Origin of the sequence: Dickeya lacustris, from assembly GCF_029635795.1 — a bacterium.
In the GTDB taxonomy this organism is placed as follows: Bacteria; Pseudomonadota; Gammaproteobacteria; order Enterobacterales; family Enterobacteriaceae; genus Dickeya; species Dickeya lacustris.
The window spans coordinates 4,268,142-4,283,431 of sequence record NZ_CP114280.1 but is presented as its reverse complement, the minus strand read 5'-3'; the positions used below and the strand labels follow the sequence as shown (position 1 = coordinate 4,283,431).

13 protein-coding genes are annotated in these 15,290 nt (G+C 56.7%); 5 read left to right on the top strand and 8 right to left on the bottom strand.

Features of this window, described 5'->3' with window-relative positions:
* Positions 1-2 precede the first annotated feature (2 nt).
* The 5 genes from O1Q98_RS19375 to O1Q98_RS19355 all read right to left on the bottom strand — a co-directional run bounded on the left by O1Q98_RS19375 (position 3) and on the right by O1Q98_RS19355 (position 5,796).
* On the bottom strand, positions 3-908 hold the full coding sequence (locus O1Q98_RS19375; RefSeq protein WP_125259914.1) for an ABC transporter permease: 906 nt from the start codon (positions 906-908) through the stop codon (positions 3-5).
* Positions 905-1,879 carry an ABC transporter permease gene (locus tag O1Q98_RS19370; RefSeq protein ID WP_125259915.1) on the bottom strand — a complete coding sequence of 325 codons (975 nt, stop codon included), beginning with the start codon at positions 1,877-1,879 and terminating at the stop codon, positions 905-907. The genes O1Q98_RS19375 and O1Q98_RS19370 overlap by 4 nt, the downstream gene beginning before the upstream one ends.
* A 15-nt stretch (positions 1,880-1,894) precedes the next feature.
* Positions 1,895-2,875 carry a nucleoside hydrolase gene (locus tag O1Q98_RS19365; RefSeq protein ID WP_125259916.1) on the bottom strand — a complete coding sequence of 327 codons (981 nt, stop codon included), beginning with the start codon at positions 2,873-2,875 and terminating at the stop codon, positions 1,895-1,897.
* On the bottom strand, positions 2,875-3,825 hold the full coding sequence (locus O1Q98_RS19360) for a nucleoside hydrolase (RefSeq protein WP_125259917.1): 951 nt from the start codon (positions 3,823-3,825) through the stop codon (positions 2,875-2,877). The genes O1Q98_RS19365 and O1Q98_RS19360 overlap by 1 nt, the downstream gene beginning before the upstream one ends.
* Before the next feature lie 432 nt (positions 3,826-4,257).
* The gene (locus O1Q98_RS19355; protein WP_125259918.1) at positions 4,258-5,796 is read right to left on the bottom strand and encodes an ABC transporter substrate-binding protein; all 1,539 of its coding nucleotides are present in this window, start codon (positions 5,794-5,796) and stop codon (positions 4,258-4,260) included.
* 287 nt (positions 5,797-6,083) lie between these two features.
* On the opposite strand from O1Q98_RS19355, the gene O1Q98_RS19350 reads away from it, so the two are divergent.
* Both O1Q98_RS19350 and O1Q98_RS19345 read left to right on the top strand, forming a co-directional pair.
* On the top strand, positions 6,084-7,001 hold the full coding sequence (locus tag O1Q98_RS19350; protein WP_125259919.1) for a LysR family transcriptional regulator: 918 nt from the start codon (positions 6,084-6,086) through the stop codon (positions 6,999-7,001).
* 157 nt (positions 7,002-7,158) lie between these two features.
* Positions 7,159-7,935: a CDP-diacylglycerol diphosphatase gene (locus O1Q98_RS19345; RefSeq protein WP_125259920.1), complete on the top strand. Its 777-nt coding sequence runs from the start codon at positions 7,159-7,161 to the stop codon at positions 7,933-7,935.
* Between the two features lie 36 nt (positions 7,936-7,971).
* On the opposite strand, the gene O1Q98_RS19340 is transcribed toward O1Q98_RS19345, so the two are convergent.
* Positions 7,972-9,060 (bottom strand): ABC transporter substrate-binding protein, encoded by a 1,089-nt coding sequence (locus tag O1Q98_RS19340; RefSeq protein WP_125259942.1) that lies wholly within the window; start codon positions 9,058-9,060, stop codon positions 7,972-7,974.
* A gap of 264 nt (positions 9,061-9,324) precedes the next feature.
* On the opposite strand from O1Q98_RS19340, the gene O1Q98_RS19335 reads away from it, so the two are divergent.
* From O1Q98_RS19335 to O1Q98_RS19325, 3 genes are read left to right on the top strand one after another with little or no spacing between them, the layout of a single operon-like run.
* Positions 9,325-10,929: an ABC transporter permease gene (locus O1Q98_RS19335; RefSeq protein ID WP_125259921.1), complete on the top strand. Its 1,605-nt coding sequence runs from the start codon at positions 9,325-9,327 to the stop codon at positions 10,927-10,929.
* A complete protein-coding gene (locus O1Q98_RS19330) occupies positions 10,926-11,744 on the top strand; it encodes an ABC transporter ATP-binding protein (RefSeq protein ID WP_125259922.1) in 819 nt (272 codons plus the stop codon). Before O1Q98_RS19335 ends, O1Q98_RS19330 begins: the two co-directional genes overlap by 4 nt.
* Before the next feature lie 13 nt (positions 11,745-11,757).
* The gene (locus O1Q98_RS19325) at positions 11,758-13,542 is read left to right on the top strand and encodes an aryl-sulfate sulfotransferase (protein ID WP_125259923.1); all 1,785 of its coding nucleotides are present in this window, start codon (positions 11,758-11,760) and stop codon (positions 13,540-13,542) included.
* Positions 13,543-13,727: 185 nt separating this feature from the next.
* Here O1Q98_RS19325 and O1Q98_RS19320 read toward each other — a convergent pair whose 3' ends face one another.
* Positions 13,728-14,222 (bottom strand): hypothetical protein, encoded by a 495-nt coding sequence (locus O1Q98_RS19320; protein ID WP_125259924.1) that lies wholly within the window; start codon positions 14,220-14,222, stop codon positions 13,728-13,730.
* Between the two features lie 470 nt (positions 14,223-14,692).
* Positions 14,693-15,118 (bottom strand): hypothetical protein, encoded by a 426-nt coding sequence (locus O1Q98_RS19315; protein WP_125259925.1) that lies wholly within the window; start codon positions 15,116-15,118, stop codon positions 14,693-14,695.
* Positions 15,119-15,290: the final 172 nt, after the last annotated feature.

Below are 15,290 nucleotides of genomic sequence, written 5' to 3'. Positions count from 1 at the left end.
CGCTACGTCTCCTGTCTGGTAGTAAGAAAATCCCGCAGGCCGTCGCCAATCAGGTTGATGGAAACAATCATCACCAACAGCATCGCGCCCGGAAACAGGCTTATCCAGTATTCACCGGATAACAGGTAGTCAAACCCATTGGCAATCAGCAGCCCCAGCGAGGGCTCGGTGACAGGCAGGCCGATGCCGAGAAATGACAGGGTTGCTTCCAGCATAATCGCATAAGCAATGCGCATGGCGGCCACCACAATCAGCGGCGGCAGGCAATTGGGCAGCAGATGATGAAAGACAATGCGGGTATCGGAAAACGCCATACTGCGCGCGGCGTCCACATAACTGCGCTGGCGCTCTTGCAACACACTCGCCCGCAGCGTGCGCGCGTAGTAGGCCCATTGCGTCATCACCAGTGCCAGAATAATCTTCTCCACACCCTGCCCCAGCACCGCCAATAAAATCAATGCAATCAGTATCGGCGGGAAACTTAGTTGGATATCGACAATACGCATCAATACCGTGTCAATTCGCCCGCCCCACCACGCGCTCGCCATACCGGCAATCATGCCAACAGCCAACGCTATCAGGGCGCTGCTGACAGCCACCATCAGGCTGGTACGCGTGCCGTAAAGAATCGCGCTGAACACATCACGGCCCTGGTCGTCGCTGCCCAGCCAGTAAGTAAAACCGCTGACGCCTGACGAACCGGGAGGCAAGCGATTATCGAGAATGGAGAGTTGCGCCAGATCATAGGGATTTTGCAGCGCAATCCAGGGGGCCAGCAGCGATAAAAGCACCACCGTTAATAGCAGCACGACGCCCAGGCCCGGCAACGGCTGGCAGACCAACATGCGCCAGGCTCTCGCGCTATCGAAAGCGGCACCGCTTTGCGGCGCTCGCGGTGTGCGCTTCATCGCCCGTCCCCCAGCCGAATACGCGGGTCAATCACGGCATAGAGCACATCCACCAGCAGATTGAGCAGGCTGAACATCACCACCGTCATCATCAGGTAGGCGAGGATAACCGGCCTATCCAGCACGGCTATCGAATCGATAATCAGCTTCCCCATCCCCGGCCAGGCGTAAATCGTTTCCGTGACCACGGCAAAAGCAATCAGTGTGCCGAGCTCCATGCCAATAACAGTGATAAGCGGGATCAGCGTATTTTTCAGCACATGCACAAACAGAATACGGCGCTCTGACAGCCCCTTGGCGCGCGCAAAGCGGACATAATCCTGTTGCAGGCACTCACGCACGCCCGCTCGCGTTAGCCGGATTATCAGCGAAATCTTGAACAAGGCGAGATTGATGGCCGGCAGGATAAGGTGCTGCCAGCCATCGAGACTCAACAGACTCAGCGGTATCCCAGCAATCGTCACCGTTTGCCCTCGCCCCGAGGCCGGCAACCATCCCAGTTTCACGCTGACCAGCATAATCATCATCATGCCGAGCCAAAAGCTGGGCAGACTGAACCCCAAAACCGACCCGACCATCACTGACCTGGCCGCCCAGCTCTGGGGGCGCAATCCGGCAAATACCCCCAACGGCAGCCCGATGAATAACGACAACCCAAAGGCCACCAGCGCCAGTTCCAGCGTGGCGGGCAGGCGCTGCATAATCAGCGGTAATGCCGGTTGATTAAAGACAAACGATTGCCCCAGATCGCCTTGCAAGGCGTGGAGAACAAATAGGCCATACTGCTGCCACCACGGTTTATCCAGCCCGAACGCGCGGATCACCGCAAGACGATCGACCTCTGTCGCGTGGCTGCCCAACAGCAAATCGACCGGATTACCAACCAGATACAGGCCACCAAAGACCAGCAACGACATCACCGCAAGCGTAATCAGCATTTGCACGAAACGGCTGAACAAAAAACGCGCCATGCACTCCCCCTGAAATTAACGCGTATCCGATGTGTGAGCGGCAGTGCCCTCGGTGTGCTGGTAATAGCGTAACACGCGCAGCAACAGAGATAAAAACCCTGCTTCATCAACGGATTGCATCACCTGTGCATTCGGCTGTTTATTGAGTTTGCCATAGAAATCCGCCCAGGTATGTCCGGCAGTTTCACCGCCGGTCGTCACGCCAATATGCGCCTGCCGACCTGAGAATAGCGAGGGTTGCAGCAACCAGGCAATCGTCGTGGCATCATGAATCGGCCCGCCATCGCGCCCGAGACGGGCTTTATCGCTCCGGTCAAACGTGCGCAGCAAACGCGCAATCGCCTGACCCGGCAGCCCGGCGCTGCACGCCAGTGTATCGATATCTGCCGTGGTGATAAGGGCCTGAAACGTCATGTCCAGCGGCATCACCACCAGCGGAATACCGCTGCTAAACACGCGTCTGGCGGCGTGCGGGTCGGCATAGACATTAAATTCCGCCCACGGCATGCGGTGCCCGAGCGCGCTAAAGGCACAGCTCATGGTGACGATTCGCCGGATACCGCGCGCCACATCAGGATGCTGAATCAACGCCAGCGCCAGATTGGTCATCGGCCCAATTGCGCAGAAAGTAATAGGATTGTGGGTTTGCGCCGCCTGTCGCGCGCTACGCACGATAAACTCCACCGCATGCTCTGTTGCCAGCGGGCACTCTGGCGCAGGCAGCAGTTGGTCATCAAACGCCCCAATATGGGCGTATTTGCCATAGCGTTGCGGGCCAATCAGCGGGCCTGACGCCCCGGCAAACACCGGCACATCTTGCCGCCCGGAAAGCGCCACCACCCGACGTGCGTTTGACAACGAATCGTTAAGCGCTACGTTACCGGCCACGACGGTCACTCCCAGCACCTCAAGCTCCGGCGAGGCGAGCGCCAGCCACAGCGCGATGGCATCATCCACGCCGGGATCGGTATCAATAATGATAGGCTGACGTGCCATCAGGGTACTCCATACGCACAAAGCAGTTGCTCAAATAAGCGCAACACCGCCTCAGTATCAACCGACGTGACCACATCGACATTGGCAGGCAGGCCGCCCGCATCATAAAGATCCATCAGCGTTTTCCCCATGCACAATTCGCTGTTATGTTCGACAAAAATGCGCGCTGACTCGGTGTGAAACAGCGAGGGACGCAGCAGCCAGGCAATCACTAACGGATCATGCAGCGGGCCGCCCCGTGAACCGTAACGACGCAGATCATGGCGATCCCACCCGGCCAATAATTGCTGCAACGGTGTGGCTAATCGCCCGGCCTGCGCGACAAAGCGCTCGGCGCGCGCAGGCGTTAAGATAACCTGATGCGTCACATCGAGCGGCAATAGCGTCATAGGCAGCCCTTGCGAGAAAACGATATCGGCGGCATGCGGGTCGGCCAGAATATTAAACTCCGCCGCGACGGTGCGGTTGCCGGGTACGCGACACGCGCCCCCCATCGAGACGATACGCGCAATCCCTTCACGCATCTGCGGCGCAATACACAAGGCGCTGGCAAGATTGGTCATCGGCCCGAGAGTACACAGCGTAAGCGGTTGTGCCTGCCTTGCCGCCTGCAAACAGCGTGTGATGAGAAAATCAACGGCGTGTTGTGGCTGTGCAGCCAAACGCGGTGCCGGAAAATCGGTGTCGCCCAGTCCGTTTCGGCCATGAAACAGGCCGTGGATAGGCTCGCGCACCATCGGTTGCCAGCAGCCGGAAAACACCGGAATATCGCAGCGTCCGGCCAATTCGAGAATCTGTAACGCATTGCGTAACGTCACGGGCAACGGTTGGTTGCCGTTCACCACGGTGATCCCTTCAATGGACAATTCTGGCGCAGCGCATGCGCAAAGTAGCGCCAGCGCATCATCAATACCGGGATCGCAATCAATAATAATAGGAATAGGTGTCACAGTGCCTCCCTCTACACCCGCGACTACATCCGCAACTACATTCGCAACTACACCCGCTACGGCGGTACACCCGCCGCCACCGGCCTAACCTGTCGCTGGCCTGCCCGCGCGTATCTTGCCTGCATTAGCACGACAGGCAGCGCGCATTTATTCTTTAGCCACTCACTCTTTGGCCATTCATGCTTTGGCGTTATTACACACAGCCCCAGCCGCTACTTCGATTGGGAAGCAGTAATAAAGACAGAAGGGGAACACCGCATTACACGACGACATTCACAGCGAATGCACGGTGTTCGCGCAACGAATGGCAGGCGAAGTGTTCCGCCGAAACCACCGACGGAACACAGCCTGATGAAAAACCCTGGTGTTAACGAAATAATCGCACTACTTCATTTTTTTCATTTTGCTTCGCCCCACATCACACCGTGGTGTTTATTGAGAGCGAACAAAATAGGGCAATGTGTAGCCGTCTGTGCGGCCCATGTAGCGATAGCTCTTTTTCATTGCCCAGGTATTGGAGAGAAACAGCAGCGGAATCACCCCCTGCTCTTTCATCGCCAATTCGCTTGCCTGCTGTAACAGCGCATCACGCTTGCTTTCATCAAGCGTCGCGCGCGCCTGCGCCAGCAGCTTGTCAAACTCGGCGTTGGTATAACGCCCTCGGTTCCCTTGCCCGGTCTGCGGGCCAAAGGTTTCCAGCAGCGGCCCCAACACGCCCGATGCTTCACCGGTTTCGATGGCAGCCCCCCCCATCACCAGACTAAATTCCCGCTGGGCGGCTTTGGCAAAGTAGACATTTCCGGGCATCGTAATGACCTCGGTTTTAATGCCAACCTGACTGAACATCTGCCCCAGCGCCTGTGCAATCTTGGCATCATTGGGGTAGCGATCGTTAGACGCATGAAACGTCAGCGTAAACCCGTTCGGATACCCGGCTTGCGTTAACGTCTGTCGGGCTTGTGCCGGATCGTAAACCGCTGCGGCAATACGCGCGGAATAGCCCGGATAGCCCTGCGGCACCAACTGCGAGGCGGATAACCCCTGGCCATCCAGCAAGCGCTGCACCAGCGCATCACGGTTGATGGCCTGCGACATCGCCTGGCGCACCGCCAGTTTCTTCAGCGGATTTTTACCGTCATCACCGCTGGCAAACGGCGAGGTATCGCGATCTTGATCCGGGTGCAGATACAAAATCCGATTGCCCGGCACCGACACCGTAGCGAACGCCGGTTGGCTGGCGATAGTCGCGCGATCGGTTGTCGGCACGCTTTCTATCATGTCCACGTCGCCTGCCAGCAAAGCGGCGATGCGGGCACCGCTGTTTTTAATCAAACGGAGCGTGACGCTGTCCCATTCCGCTTTGCCCGCCCAATAGCTGTCGTTACGGCTTAACACCACTTTGTCATCCGGGGTGTAGGAGACAAACTTAAACGGCCCGGTGCCGATTATCTCTTTACCGCTATTGAGCACCTCGCTTGGCTGGTCAACCAACCGGGCGGGCATAATGGCAATCCGGCTTAGGTTATTGAGCAACAACGCTGCCGGCCCTTTGGTTTTAATTTCAACCGTCAGCGGGTCAATCTCACGAATGTCGCTGATATCAGCAACATAAGGGGTGTATGCGCTGGGACTGTTCTTTGCTGCCAATGCAACACGTTTCACACTGGCAATCACATCACGGGCGTTAAAATCACTGCCGTCATGAAATTTTACGCCGGGGCGCAGTTTAAATTGCCAGGTGCTGTCATCTATCGCCTGCCATGACACCGCCAGCGCTGGCGTAATGTGCTGTGTTTCGTTTTGATTCACTAACCCGTCGAACACATTACGGGCCATGGCGCTATTCGCCCCTCCCACGTAAAACTGCGGGTCCATCGAGGTGGTGAATGAGGCTAATCCGACGGTGAGCCCGGCGGCGTGTATGCCCGGCGCCATTGCCATCAACCCAACGGCAAACAGGGTTCCTTTCATGGTGACTCCTTGGGTTCCATGTGTGTATACGGTTCCATTATCCATTAAGAGGTGAACGATCATGCCAATGCACCGGCGACATGATGTTTTACCGACATGATGTCTTATCGACGTAATGTCTTATCGACGTAATGTCTTATCGACGTGACGTTTTACGTCGATATCATGTTTTCTTCAAACTTATGACAAACTGTAACCCTCTAACCGCAGTCTACGGGTTGGTAAAATGAATTAAAAATCGTATTTTGTACCGAATTCATAAATAAATATTATGGTTGGTAACATCTATGAGCCGAATCAACTTAAGACAGGTTGAAGCATTCCATAAGGTGATTCTGACCGGCGGTATTACTCAGGCTGCAAACATCATGAATGTTACGCAACCCGCCGTCAGCCGTTTAATCAAAGACTTCGAGTTTGCCGTTAACCTGAAACTGTTTGACCGCGATGGCCGGGGGCTGGAACCTCGTGAAGAGGCGCTCAAACTGTTTCGGGAAATCGAGCGGCTCTATCTCGGGCTGGATCATATTCTGCGGGTGGCAGACGAGATTCGCCATGCCAAGGGCAGCGTGCTGCGCATTGGCGCGGTGTCGGCGCTGGCTAATCTGTGTACTGAGCGGATTTTCCCAACGCTACTGCGTCAGTATGACGATGTCTCGCTGTTTATGGATGTGGAGAGCACCCCGGCCATCACCGACCTGGTATTGAGCAATCAATATGACATTGGTTTTATTAACAGTACCCCCGCTATCAAAGGGTTACAGGCCGAAATGCTTGGCGTGGCGCATGCCGTTGCCGTTATCGCGCCGGGCCACCCGCTGGCTGACCGTGAGCGCATCACGCTGGATGACCTGAATCATCACCGCGCGATCCTGCCCGGGCGTAAAACGGTATTACGGGCGCAACTGGCGCAGGCCATCTCGCTTGCCGGTACTTTGTTGCAAAGCCCCATCGAAACGTCGCTGCGCCACTGTTGCGTTATGGCGTCAACCGGGCTTGGCATCGGAATTGTGGATGCGATTACCGCACGCAGCAGCCATTGCGGGTTACTGATAAAACCGTTCGAGCCGCGACTGGAAACCGCGTATCTGGCGATATTCCCGCCCCAACACGCCCGCAGTATGTTAATCGAGCAGGTTACACATGAAATGCGTCAATGGATTGCTGAAGAAAATGTGATTACCGAAGAAAATACCTCGCCCTGAGCGCCACGGCGCGTTGCTGCAAGGGCGGTCATCATGACGCCATCTTGCTGCGCCACACTACTGTATCAACGCGTATCAGCACTGTATCAACGCGGATTACCGCCCATGTTGCGGCGACAACGCCGCAACGTCTGTTCGTCATTAAGGTCAATACACCATGATGCGCCAACCCCGTCAGACCGCCTATTTGTCAGGTTTATTGATCTGCGTACTGTTAGTGGCGCTGATCCTCGCGCTCTGGCGGCCCTTTACCCGCCGGGGAAACAGCGACGCATTATGGATGATTGTCAGCCAGCAATGTGTGCCTCACCAGCAACAAAACGGCTCGCCCGCGCCTTGTCTCGCCGTTGACCTGAGCCAACATGTTGCCCTGCTGAAAGACCGGCGCGGCCCCTATCACAATTTACTTATCCCGACCGAGCGTGTAAGCGGAATGGAAAGCCCGCGCCTGCTGCAACCAGAAACGCCGAACTATTTTGCGGCAGCGTGGCGATATCGCCATGCGTTATCACAGCAACGCGGCGCGCCGATTCAGGATGAGCACATCGCGCTTGCCATTAACTCGTTATATGGCCGCACCCAGAACCAACTGCATATTCACACCGCCTGCCTCGCCCCTGCGGTTTATCAGACGCTGCGCGATGAGGCACCTGCTCTTGGTGCCGTCTGGCAGCCGCTCCCGGCCCCGCTGTCTGGGCACACCTATCTGGCGCTGAAACTGGCCGGGCAAACGCCAGACAGCGTTAAGCCGTTCATGCTGCTCGGGCGCTATGTGCAACAGCACCATGACTCGCTTGATAATTACGGTCTGGCTCTCAGCGTAAACGCACAGGGTGATACCCTTCTCCTGGCGGTGCGGCGCGACCTAACCGGCCTTATCCATCGCGGCTCGGCAGAAGAGCTGCTGGATGTTAACTGCGTGCTGGCGCAATAATTCACCGCACGCCGCGATGCGTGGCGGCAGCCCGCCTCATGGCTGGGGGGTGCCGCTGGCATCATACGGCGGCCAATACGCCGGCAGATCCTGTGCCGTCAGCGCCTGCTCAACAAAGCGGCTATCCTGCCAGTCATCAACGGCAAAAGCATCGCGCACCAGCCCGGCGACACGCGCTCGCTGTAAGCTGTCTTGCAGGCTGGCGCGCAAAAACGCATCAATACGCGGTGAGGTTTGTATATTCAGTGAATCCGGTCGGAACTGCTCTTCAAACAGCGCCGCCGGTATCTGGCTCTGCCCGGCCATTAACTGAATATACTCCGGCAAATGCGCCGGGTCGCTGGCCCAGCGCGCCTCACTTACTAACGCATTCACCAATTGCTGGGTAATGTCCGGGTAGCGGTCAATAAACGCCTGCGTCGCCAGCACCACCGCCTGCGTGGTGTTGGCCCAGCCCAGCTCGCGGCTGGACGTAATAATGCGAATACCCTGCGCACGTAGCGCCAGTAACGACACGCCGCCCCACACCGCATCAATCCGGCGCGCCGCCAGCGCCGCTTTCCCTGCCGTCCAGTCCAGATTGACCACGTGAATATCACGCGTATTTATTCCTGCGCTCTGCAACGCCCGTTCAAACGCTAACTGGTCGGCGGTGCCTTTATAGACCGCCACGCGCTTGCCGCGCAGGTCTTCTATCCGTTGAATACCCGACTCCGGCGTCACCGCCAGATAGGCGCTCGAACCGCGCGACCCCAGCAACACGCGCGTCGGTAAACCGCCAGAGCGACCAATAATCGCCGCCAGATCGCCCAGATAAGCAATATCCAGTTGCCGGTTCGCCAGCGCCTCGTTCACCGCAGGCCCGGCACCTTTGAAAAATTGCCAGCGTACCGTCACGCCCTGCGCCTCGAACAGCGGCTCCAGCGTGTGGCGAATATACGCAAGCCCCAGCGGGCCGCCAATAAAGGGCTTCGTACCGGCACTTTGATCCGGCAAGCCAATACGAATTTCCGTCGGTTTGTCAGCCTGCGCAGGCGAGCCGCCCAGCATGAACAGCGCCAACATCAGTGCGCCAAGGCCGCGCCACACCCTGCTGCTACGCCCGTTCACCCCCTGTTGTTGCATCACATTCTCCACTCGCGTCTCCACTCGCCTGCCTGCATGAGGCAGTAGGCAATCAGTGACACGAAACTAGCGAACCCAACGGGCGGTCAGTAAATAACATTTCCATGATTTATCAGCCAAAAAAAGCATAAGCCTGTCCCGGTGCTGCACCGCAAAGCTTATGCGTTTCTTGCACGCGCAATATCCGTTTATCGCATTGGCATCGACGCACGCTTCAGGGTTTTATGTCTTATTGATTAATTTCAACCGACATTAAAACAAAAAATGAATAAGCCCTGGCTGCTGCGCCCACCGCTATCTTGTCGTCTGTCCTGCCGCCTGCCACGCTGTGCGCCGTCTTGGGGCAGGCAAGCGGCGCTAGCGTGGCTGTTACCGCTACTGGTACTGGCGCTATGGCAAGTCAGCAGCCGACAGGGGTGGATGCCGCTGCAAATTCTGCCTGCTCCGTCGCGGGTGGCGACAACCGCCATGACCCTATGGCACGACGAGCTGCTCACCCAATGGGTCATCAGCCTGCGCCGACTCATCAGCGGGCTGGCCGCAGGCGTTGCCGTTGGCACATTGCTTGGCGGGCTTATGGGCGCGTCATCACGCGCGGAGCGACTGCTCTACCCCACAGTTTATGCACTGGCGCAAATTCCTACGCTTGGGTGGATTCCGCTGTTCATGGCGCTGTTTGGCATTGATGACGGCCTGAAGCTGGCGGTGTTGATAAAAGCGGTGCTGGTGCCGGTCACGCTGCACACCCAACGCGGTATCCGCGATATTCCGTTGCCGCTCATCGAGGTGGCCGACAGCCTGCGTCTGCCGCGTCGCTCTCGCCTTGTGCGGTTGATATTACCGGCCACCTTACCGGTGTGGTTTACCGGTTTACGGCTGGCGCTGTCGCAAGCCTGGGTCTCGTTGATTGTGGTGGAGCTGCTCGCCTCATCACAGGGGATTGGCTATTTGATGGTTTGGGGCCGTCAGCTCTTTCAGTTAGACATTGTGCTGGTATGCATTGTGGTCATTGGCCTGACCGGGCTACTGATGGAAACCGGCATCGCCCGGCTGGAGCAGCGTTTGATTCGCGGGCCCAGGCCCGCGATGAGCCGCCTGCAACCCACGCCAGATGGCCACGCGCTGGGCTGGCTTCTGCCATTACTGCTGATTGCGTTATGGCAGTTAAGCAGCCACCACGCGTGGTTGAACCCGCTGCTTCTCCCGCCGCCTGCCGAGGTGATTCACGCGATGTGGCAAGGCATACGCAACGGATTGTTGCCCGATGCCCTCTGGCACAGCCTGCGGCGCGCGCTGCAAGGCGGGGCGCTCGGCGCTTGCGCCGGTTTACTGGTCGGGCTGCTGTTGGGGGTAAACCGGCTGGCCGATGCCCTGTTCACACCAACCCTGACACTGCTTCGGCAAATCGCGTTATTTGCCTGGCTACCACTTATCACCGCCTGGGTGGGCAATGATGAACCCGGCAAAGTGACGTTTATCGCGCTGGTGGCCTTCTTCCCGATGCTGGTCGCCTGTCATCAGGGCGTACGCCAACGCTCACAAGATCTGCACGATGTCGCCCGCGTATTGCAATTGCCATGGCACGACCGCCTGCGCGTACTCACGCTGCCGGATACCGCGCCTGCGCTGTTCACCGGCCTGCGGCTGGCGATGATTTATGCCTGGCTTGGCACCATCGGCGCGGAGTATTTCATGTCATCCGGCAGCGGTATCGGTAGCCTGATGATAACCGCCCAGCAATTGCTGGATATGCCCATCATTCTCAGCGGTATGGTGCTGACAGGCGTTACCGGCGCTTTACTTGACCATTTTGGCCAGCGCCTTGAACGCCGCTTTACCCGCTGGCGTCACACAGGAGTCACGCGATGACATACCCCATAGCCAATAACCACACCGACCCGGTAGTGGTGTTTGAGCACGTCACGAAACACTTTCGCGTCAACGGCAACGCCTTGACCGCAATCGATGATCTGAGTGTGTCCATTTACCCCGGTGAGCTGGTCGCGATTGTCGGCAGCAGCGGCTGCGGTAAATCGACCCTACTGCGCCTGTTGGTCGGGCTCGATAGCCACTATCAAGGCCGCATCCGGGTCGATGGCCGGTTAATTTCCGGCATTGGCCGCGAGCGCGGCATTGTGTTTCAGGAACCGCGCCTTTTTCCGTGGCTCACGGTGCGTCAAAACATTGCGCTGGGTCTGGCCAGCGAAACGCTCAGTCAGGCGGAGAAAGCACAGCGCGTCAGCCACTTCCTGCAACTGGTACATCTGCAAGAGTTTGCTGATGCCCTGCCCGCCGAGCTTTCCGGCGGCATGGCGCAGCGGGTGGCGATTGCGCGAGGTTTGGTCGCTAACCCGCGAATTTTGATGCTGGACGAGCCCTTCGGCGCACTCGATGCCCTCACGCGCCAGCAAATGCAACAAGAGCTGCGGCGCATTCATCAGCAAGAAGGCACCACCACGCTACTGGTGACGCACGATGTGGAAGAGGCGGTCTATCTGGCAGACCGTATCGTGGTACTGGCCGCGCGTCCCGGCCGATTAAAGCGCCTCACCACCGTGGCGCTGCCTCACCCGCGTCGGCGCGATAGCGACGCCTTTCACCAGCAATGCAGCGAGATTCTGGCGCTGTTGACGCAACCGGACGCCGCCCGCGCCACGACCGACTATTCTGTTGCCACTGACTAACCGGAGCACACACATGGGACATCCTTCCGTTTACCCGACCGGCACCACGCTCTATCAGCCAGAAAAAGCCTGGGGAGGCTATACCGTTTTTCAGGCGCTGGAGACCGGCGCGGTATTAATTGATATGAACGGGCAGACATTACGCCTCTGGGAAGGGCTGCACGGTTTTCCCAACAAGCTGTTGCCCGGCGGCTATATTCTCGGTCACAGCGGCCAACGCGATGCCCGTTATGGAATGCAGGATATGCTCGATGTGGTTCAGCTTGACTGGGACGGCAACCGCGTCTGGCAGTTTAACCGCTATGAATATATTCAAGACCCCGACCAGCCGCCGGAGTGGATGGCACGCGCCCACCACGACTACCAGCGCAGCGGCAACCCGGTCGGCTATTATGCGCCGGGGCTCGAACCACAAGCGTTAGGCGGTAACACCTTGATTCTGGCGCACCAGAATCTGCACAACCCGCACATCAGCGACAAGCCGCTACTTGACGACACCATCATCGAGGTGGACTGGCAGGGCAATATTCTGTGGGAGTGGCGGTGCAGCGATCATTTTGACGAGCTGGGCTTTGATGATGCGGCAAAAACCGCGCTGTATCACAACCCGAATATGCGCAGCAGCGGCGGCGGCATGGGCGACTGGATGCACATCAACAGCATGTCCACGCTCGGGCCAAACCGCTGGTTTGATGGCGGCGACGCTCGCTTTCACCCGGACAACATCATCTGGGATGCCAGAGAAGCCAACATCATCGCCATTATCGACAAGCAGAGCGGCAAAATCGTCTGGCAGCTCGGGCCGGATTATCGCACCCCGGAATTGAAACACATTGGCTGGATAATCGGCCAGCACCACGCGCACATGATCCCGGCCGGTTTACCGGGCGCGGGCAATATTCTGGTGTTTGATAACGGCGGCTGGGCCGGTTACGGCGCGCCTAACCCCGCCTCGCCGGATGGCGTGAAAAATGCCTGGCGCGATTATTCACGCATACTGGAAATCAACCCGGTGACGCTGGATATCGTCTGGCGTTACTCGCCGTATGAAGCCGGGTTGCCGCACCCCACCGACGCATTTCGGTTCTACAGCCCGTACATCAGCAATATTCAGCGCCTGCCCAATGGCAATACGCTGATTAACGAAGGGGCGAATGGCCGCCTGTTCGAAGTCACGGTCGATCACGACATCGTCTGGGAGTACATCTCGCCGTTCTGGGGGAAAACCGTCAACACCAATATGGTATACCGCGCCTATCGCGTGCCCTATGACTGGGTGCCACAGCTTGACCGTCCATCAGAAATCGCCGTCGTCGCACCGGATAACACCCGCTTTCGCCAGCCCGGTGCCGCACAACCCGACATTGCCAGCGTGGTGGCCGTTGACGATACCCGGCCCTATACACGCGCTGGCGATGCGTTATGCGTGGCGACAGACAACGACGCGCTCGCGCGCAGCCCGAAGCTGTTTAGCGTGAGCCGCCAGCGCTTTCACGCCTTATCTCTGAGCGCCGACGATCCCCTGCCACTGGCGGCTCACGGCGCTTCGCTGCTGCTGGTCGGTGCGGAACGCTGCATACACTGCAAAAGCCTGTATCGCCAACTGGAAACGGTGCTCAGTGATGACGCACTGCGTGAACTGCCCTGCTACTACCTTGACGCCGACCACCATCTGGCGCAGACCACGGCGCTGGGTATACGCTCACTCCCTACCCTGATTCGGCTGCAAGATGGCAAAGAGCGTGCCAGGCTCACCGGCGCGCAGAGCGCCGCACAATTACGCCAGTGGCTACGGTAAGCAAGCGCAGTGGGTGTGTTAATCGCCGTTTGCCGGTGCGCATCCAGCGTCATGATTGCGCGCCCCGTGCGCGATGCTAGCCGCGCGTGAGCGATATCAGCGTCTGGTTGGTACAGTTCAAGAAAGCGTAACGGCCTGATGGTAAACCATCAGGCCGTTATTAGGCGCGGGTGATTGATATGATGTTATTGCGTTTTTTGCTCAGTTTTGGGCTCTGATGCAGTAGGTGGCACCACAGATTTTTGATCAGCCTTTTTCTCAGCATGCCCCTTTTCTTTCTCCACCACCGCGTTAGCGTGTTGGCTATCCGCTTTTCCTTTTACGTTGGCTTTGTCTGCTGCCCCCGCTTTTTCCGTATGAGTGGTTTTCGCGCTATCGCCGCGCTTCTCGGTTGAAGCCGCCTTGTGGCCTTTTTCTGACGTTACCGCTTTTTTATGCGCGTCTGATTTTTTATCCGCTGGCGTTTTCGTCGCTACCGGCTCAGTATTTTTTACCGGTACCGCGCCAGAAGGTTGTGACGCTGCTGGCTGACCTTTCCCCTCCTGACTTGCGGCAGCATTCGACGTGACAACCGCCGTGGCCGGTGTATTGGCTTCGGATTTAGCACTGACTTCAGATGATGCAGCATGTGCGTAAGAGGTTGCCAGAATAACGCCTAAAAACAGAGGTTTCATATTCATCATGAACGTCCTTTAACAAGTCATTTGATTAACCAGGCAATCATTTCGGTTAATAACTGAAGCTTATTCAGCATCGCTTCGGGAGTAATTAAAACAAAAGTAAAAATAAAAAGAAGCGGGAATATTCCTAGAAATAGAGAATTTATATTTTTAGATCTTCCCTGCTAAAATTATTTAGCAAAAAACACGCCCGGGAAAATATTATTCTCAGGCGAAAAATAAACACCTCAATCATATCGTGGCATATTACTGGCACGGCACGCATTACCACGTATCAGGCGACAATAAACTGGCCATTTAGCGTGCTATTGTATTGGGCGGGTGTATTGGGCGGGCAGGAATAATACAAAATAAAAACCGACTGGCCATCTATCTGTCCTCTGCGTCAGGCAAAGAACAAATGATGATCAGCCGGATAATCAGGTGTCTCGTTCTGGCCTCACCGAGGCCAGAACCGCGTAACCGGTGGGTTACTGCTGCGTTTTCTGTTCAGTTTTTACCTCTGGCGAGGCGTTCTTTTCTACCGGAACCGCCGTCTTTCCCGCTACTGGCACCGCTTTTTCGACGGCTGTTTTTTCAACGGCCGATTTTTCCGTACCCGTTGTGTTTTTCTCGGCTGCTACCGTTTTGGCCGGGCTCTCTTTTTTCAGTGCTTTTATTGCTGCTTTATTTTCTTTTTCCGCCTTGAGCGCTTTTTCTACAACGGCTGATTTATCAGCCTCTTTTTTCACCGGCGCAACTGGCTGACTCTTCACCGCCTCATTTGCTGTATTTTTTGACGTCACAACCGCGCTGGCAGCACTTTCTACAGCCGGTTTTGCATTCACTTCCGTAGAAGCAGCATGAGCATAAGAAGTTGCCAGAATAACGCCTAACAAAAGAGGTTTCATATTCATTATGAATGTCCTTTAAAAAGTCATTTGCAATTAACCGAAAATAAACTTTATTTTTTGGTTAATAACTGAAGCCGTCATATCGTCGCTTCGTGGGCTATTAAATCAAAACCCAAAAATAAAAGAAGATGGAATATTCCTAGAAATTACCACAGGCACTCGAACAGGTTATTTA

Bases quoted from the DNA above. Each gene is read 5' to 3' on its own strand.
- O1Q98_RS19375 (WP_125259914.1), bottom strand. From the start codon at position 908: ATGAAGCGCACACCGCGAGCGCCGCAAAGCGGTGCCGCTTTCGATAGC.
- O1Q98_RS19370 (WP_125259915.1), bottom strand. From the start codon at position 1,879: ATGGCGCGTTTTTTGTTCAGCCGTTTCGTGCAAATGCTGATTACGCTT.
- O1Q98_RS19365 (WP_125259916.1), bottom strand. From the start codon at position 2,875: ATGGCACGTCAGCCTATCATTATTGATACCGATCCCGGCGTGGATGAT.
- O1Q98_RS19355 (WP_125259918.1), bottom strand. From the start codon at position 5,796: ATGAAAGGAACCCTGTTTGCCGTTGGGTTGATGGCAATGGCGCCGGGC.
- O1Q98_RS19350 (WP_125259919.1), top strand. From the start codon at position 6,084: ATGAGCCGAATCAACTTAAGACAGGTTGAAGCATTCCATAAGGTGATT.
- O1Q98_RS19345 (WP_125259920.1), top strand. From the start codon at position 7,159: ATGATGCGCCAACCCCGTCAGACCGCCTATTTGTCAGGTTTATTGATC.
- O1Q98_RS19340 (WP_125259942.1), bottom strand. From the start codon at position 9,060: ATGCAACAACAGGGGGTGAACGGGCGTAGCAGCAGGGTGTGGCGCGGC.
- O1Q98_RS19335 (WP_125259921.1), top strand. From the start codon at position 9,325: ATGAATAAGCCCTGGCTGCTGCGCCCACCGCTATCTTGTCGTCTGTCC.
- O1Q98_RS19330 (WP_125259922.1), top strand. From the start codon at position 10,926: ATGACATACCCCATAGCCAATAACCACACCGACCCGGTAGTGGTGTTT.
- O1Q98_RS19325 (WP_125259923.1), top strand. From the start codon at position 11,758: ATGGGACATCCTTCCGTTTACCCGACCGGCACCACGCTCTATCAGCCA.
- O1Q98_RS19320 (WP_125259924.1), bottom strand. From the start codon at position 14,222: ATGAATATGAAACCTCTGTTTTTAGGCGTTATTCTGGCAACCTCTTAC.
- O1Q98_RS19315 (WP_125259925.1), bottom strand. From the start codon at position 15,118: ATGAATATGAAACCTCTTTTGTTAGGCGTTATTCTGGCAACTTCTTAT.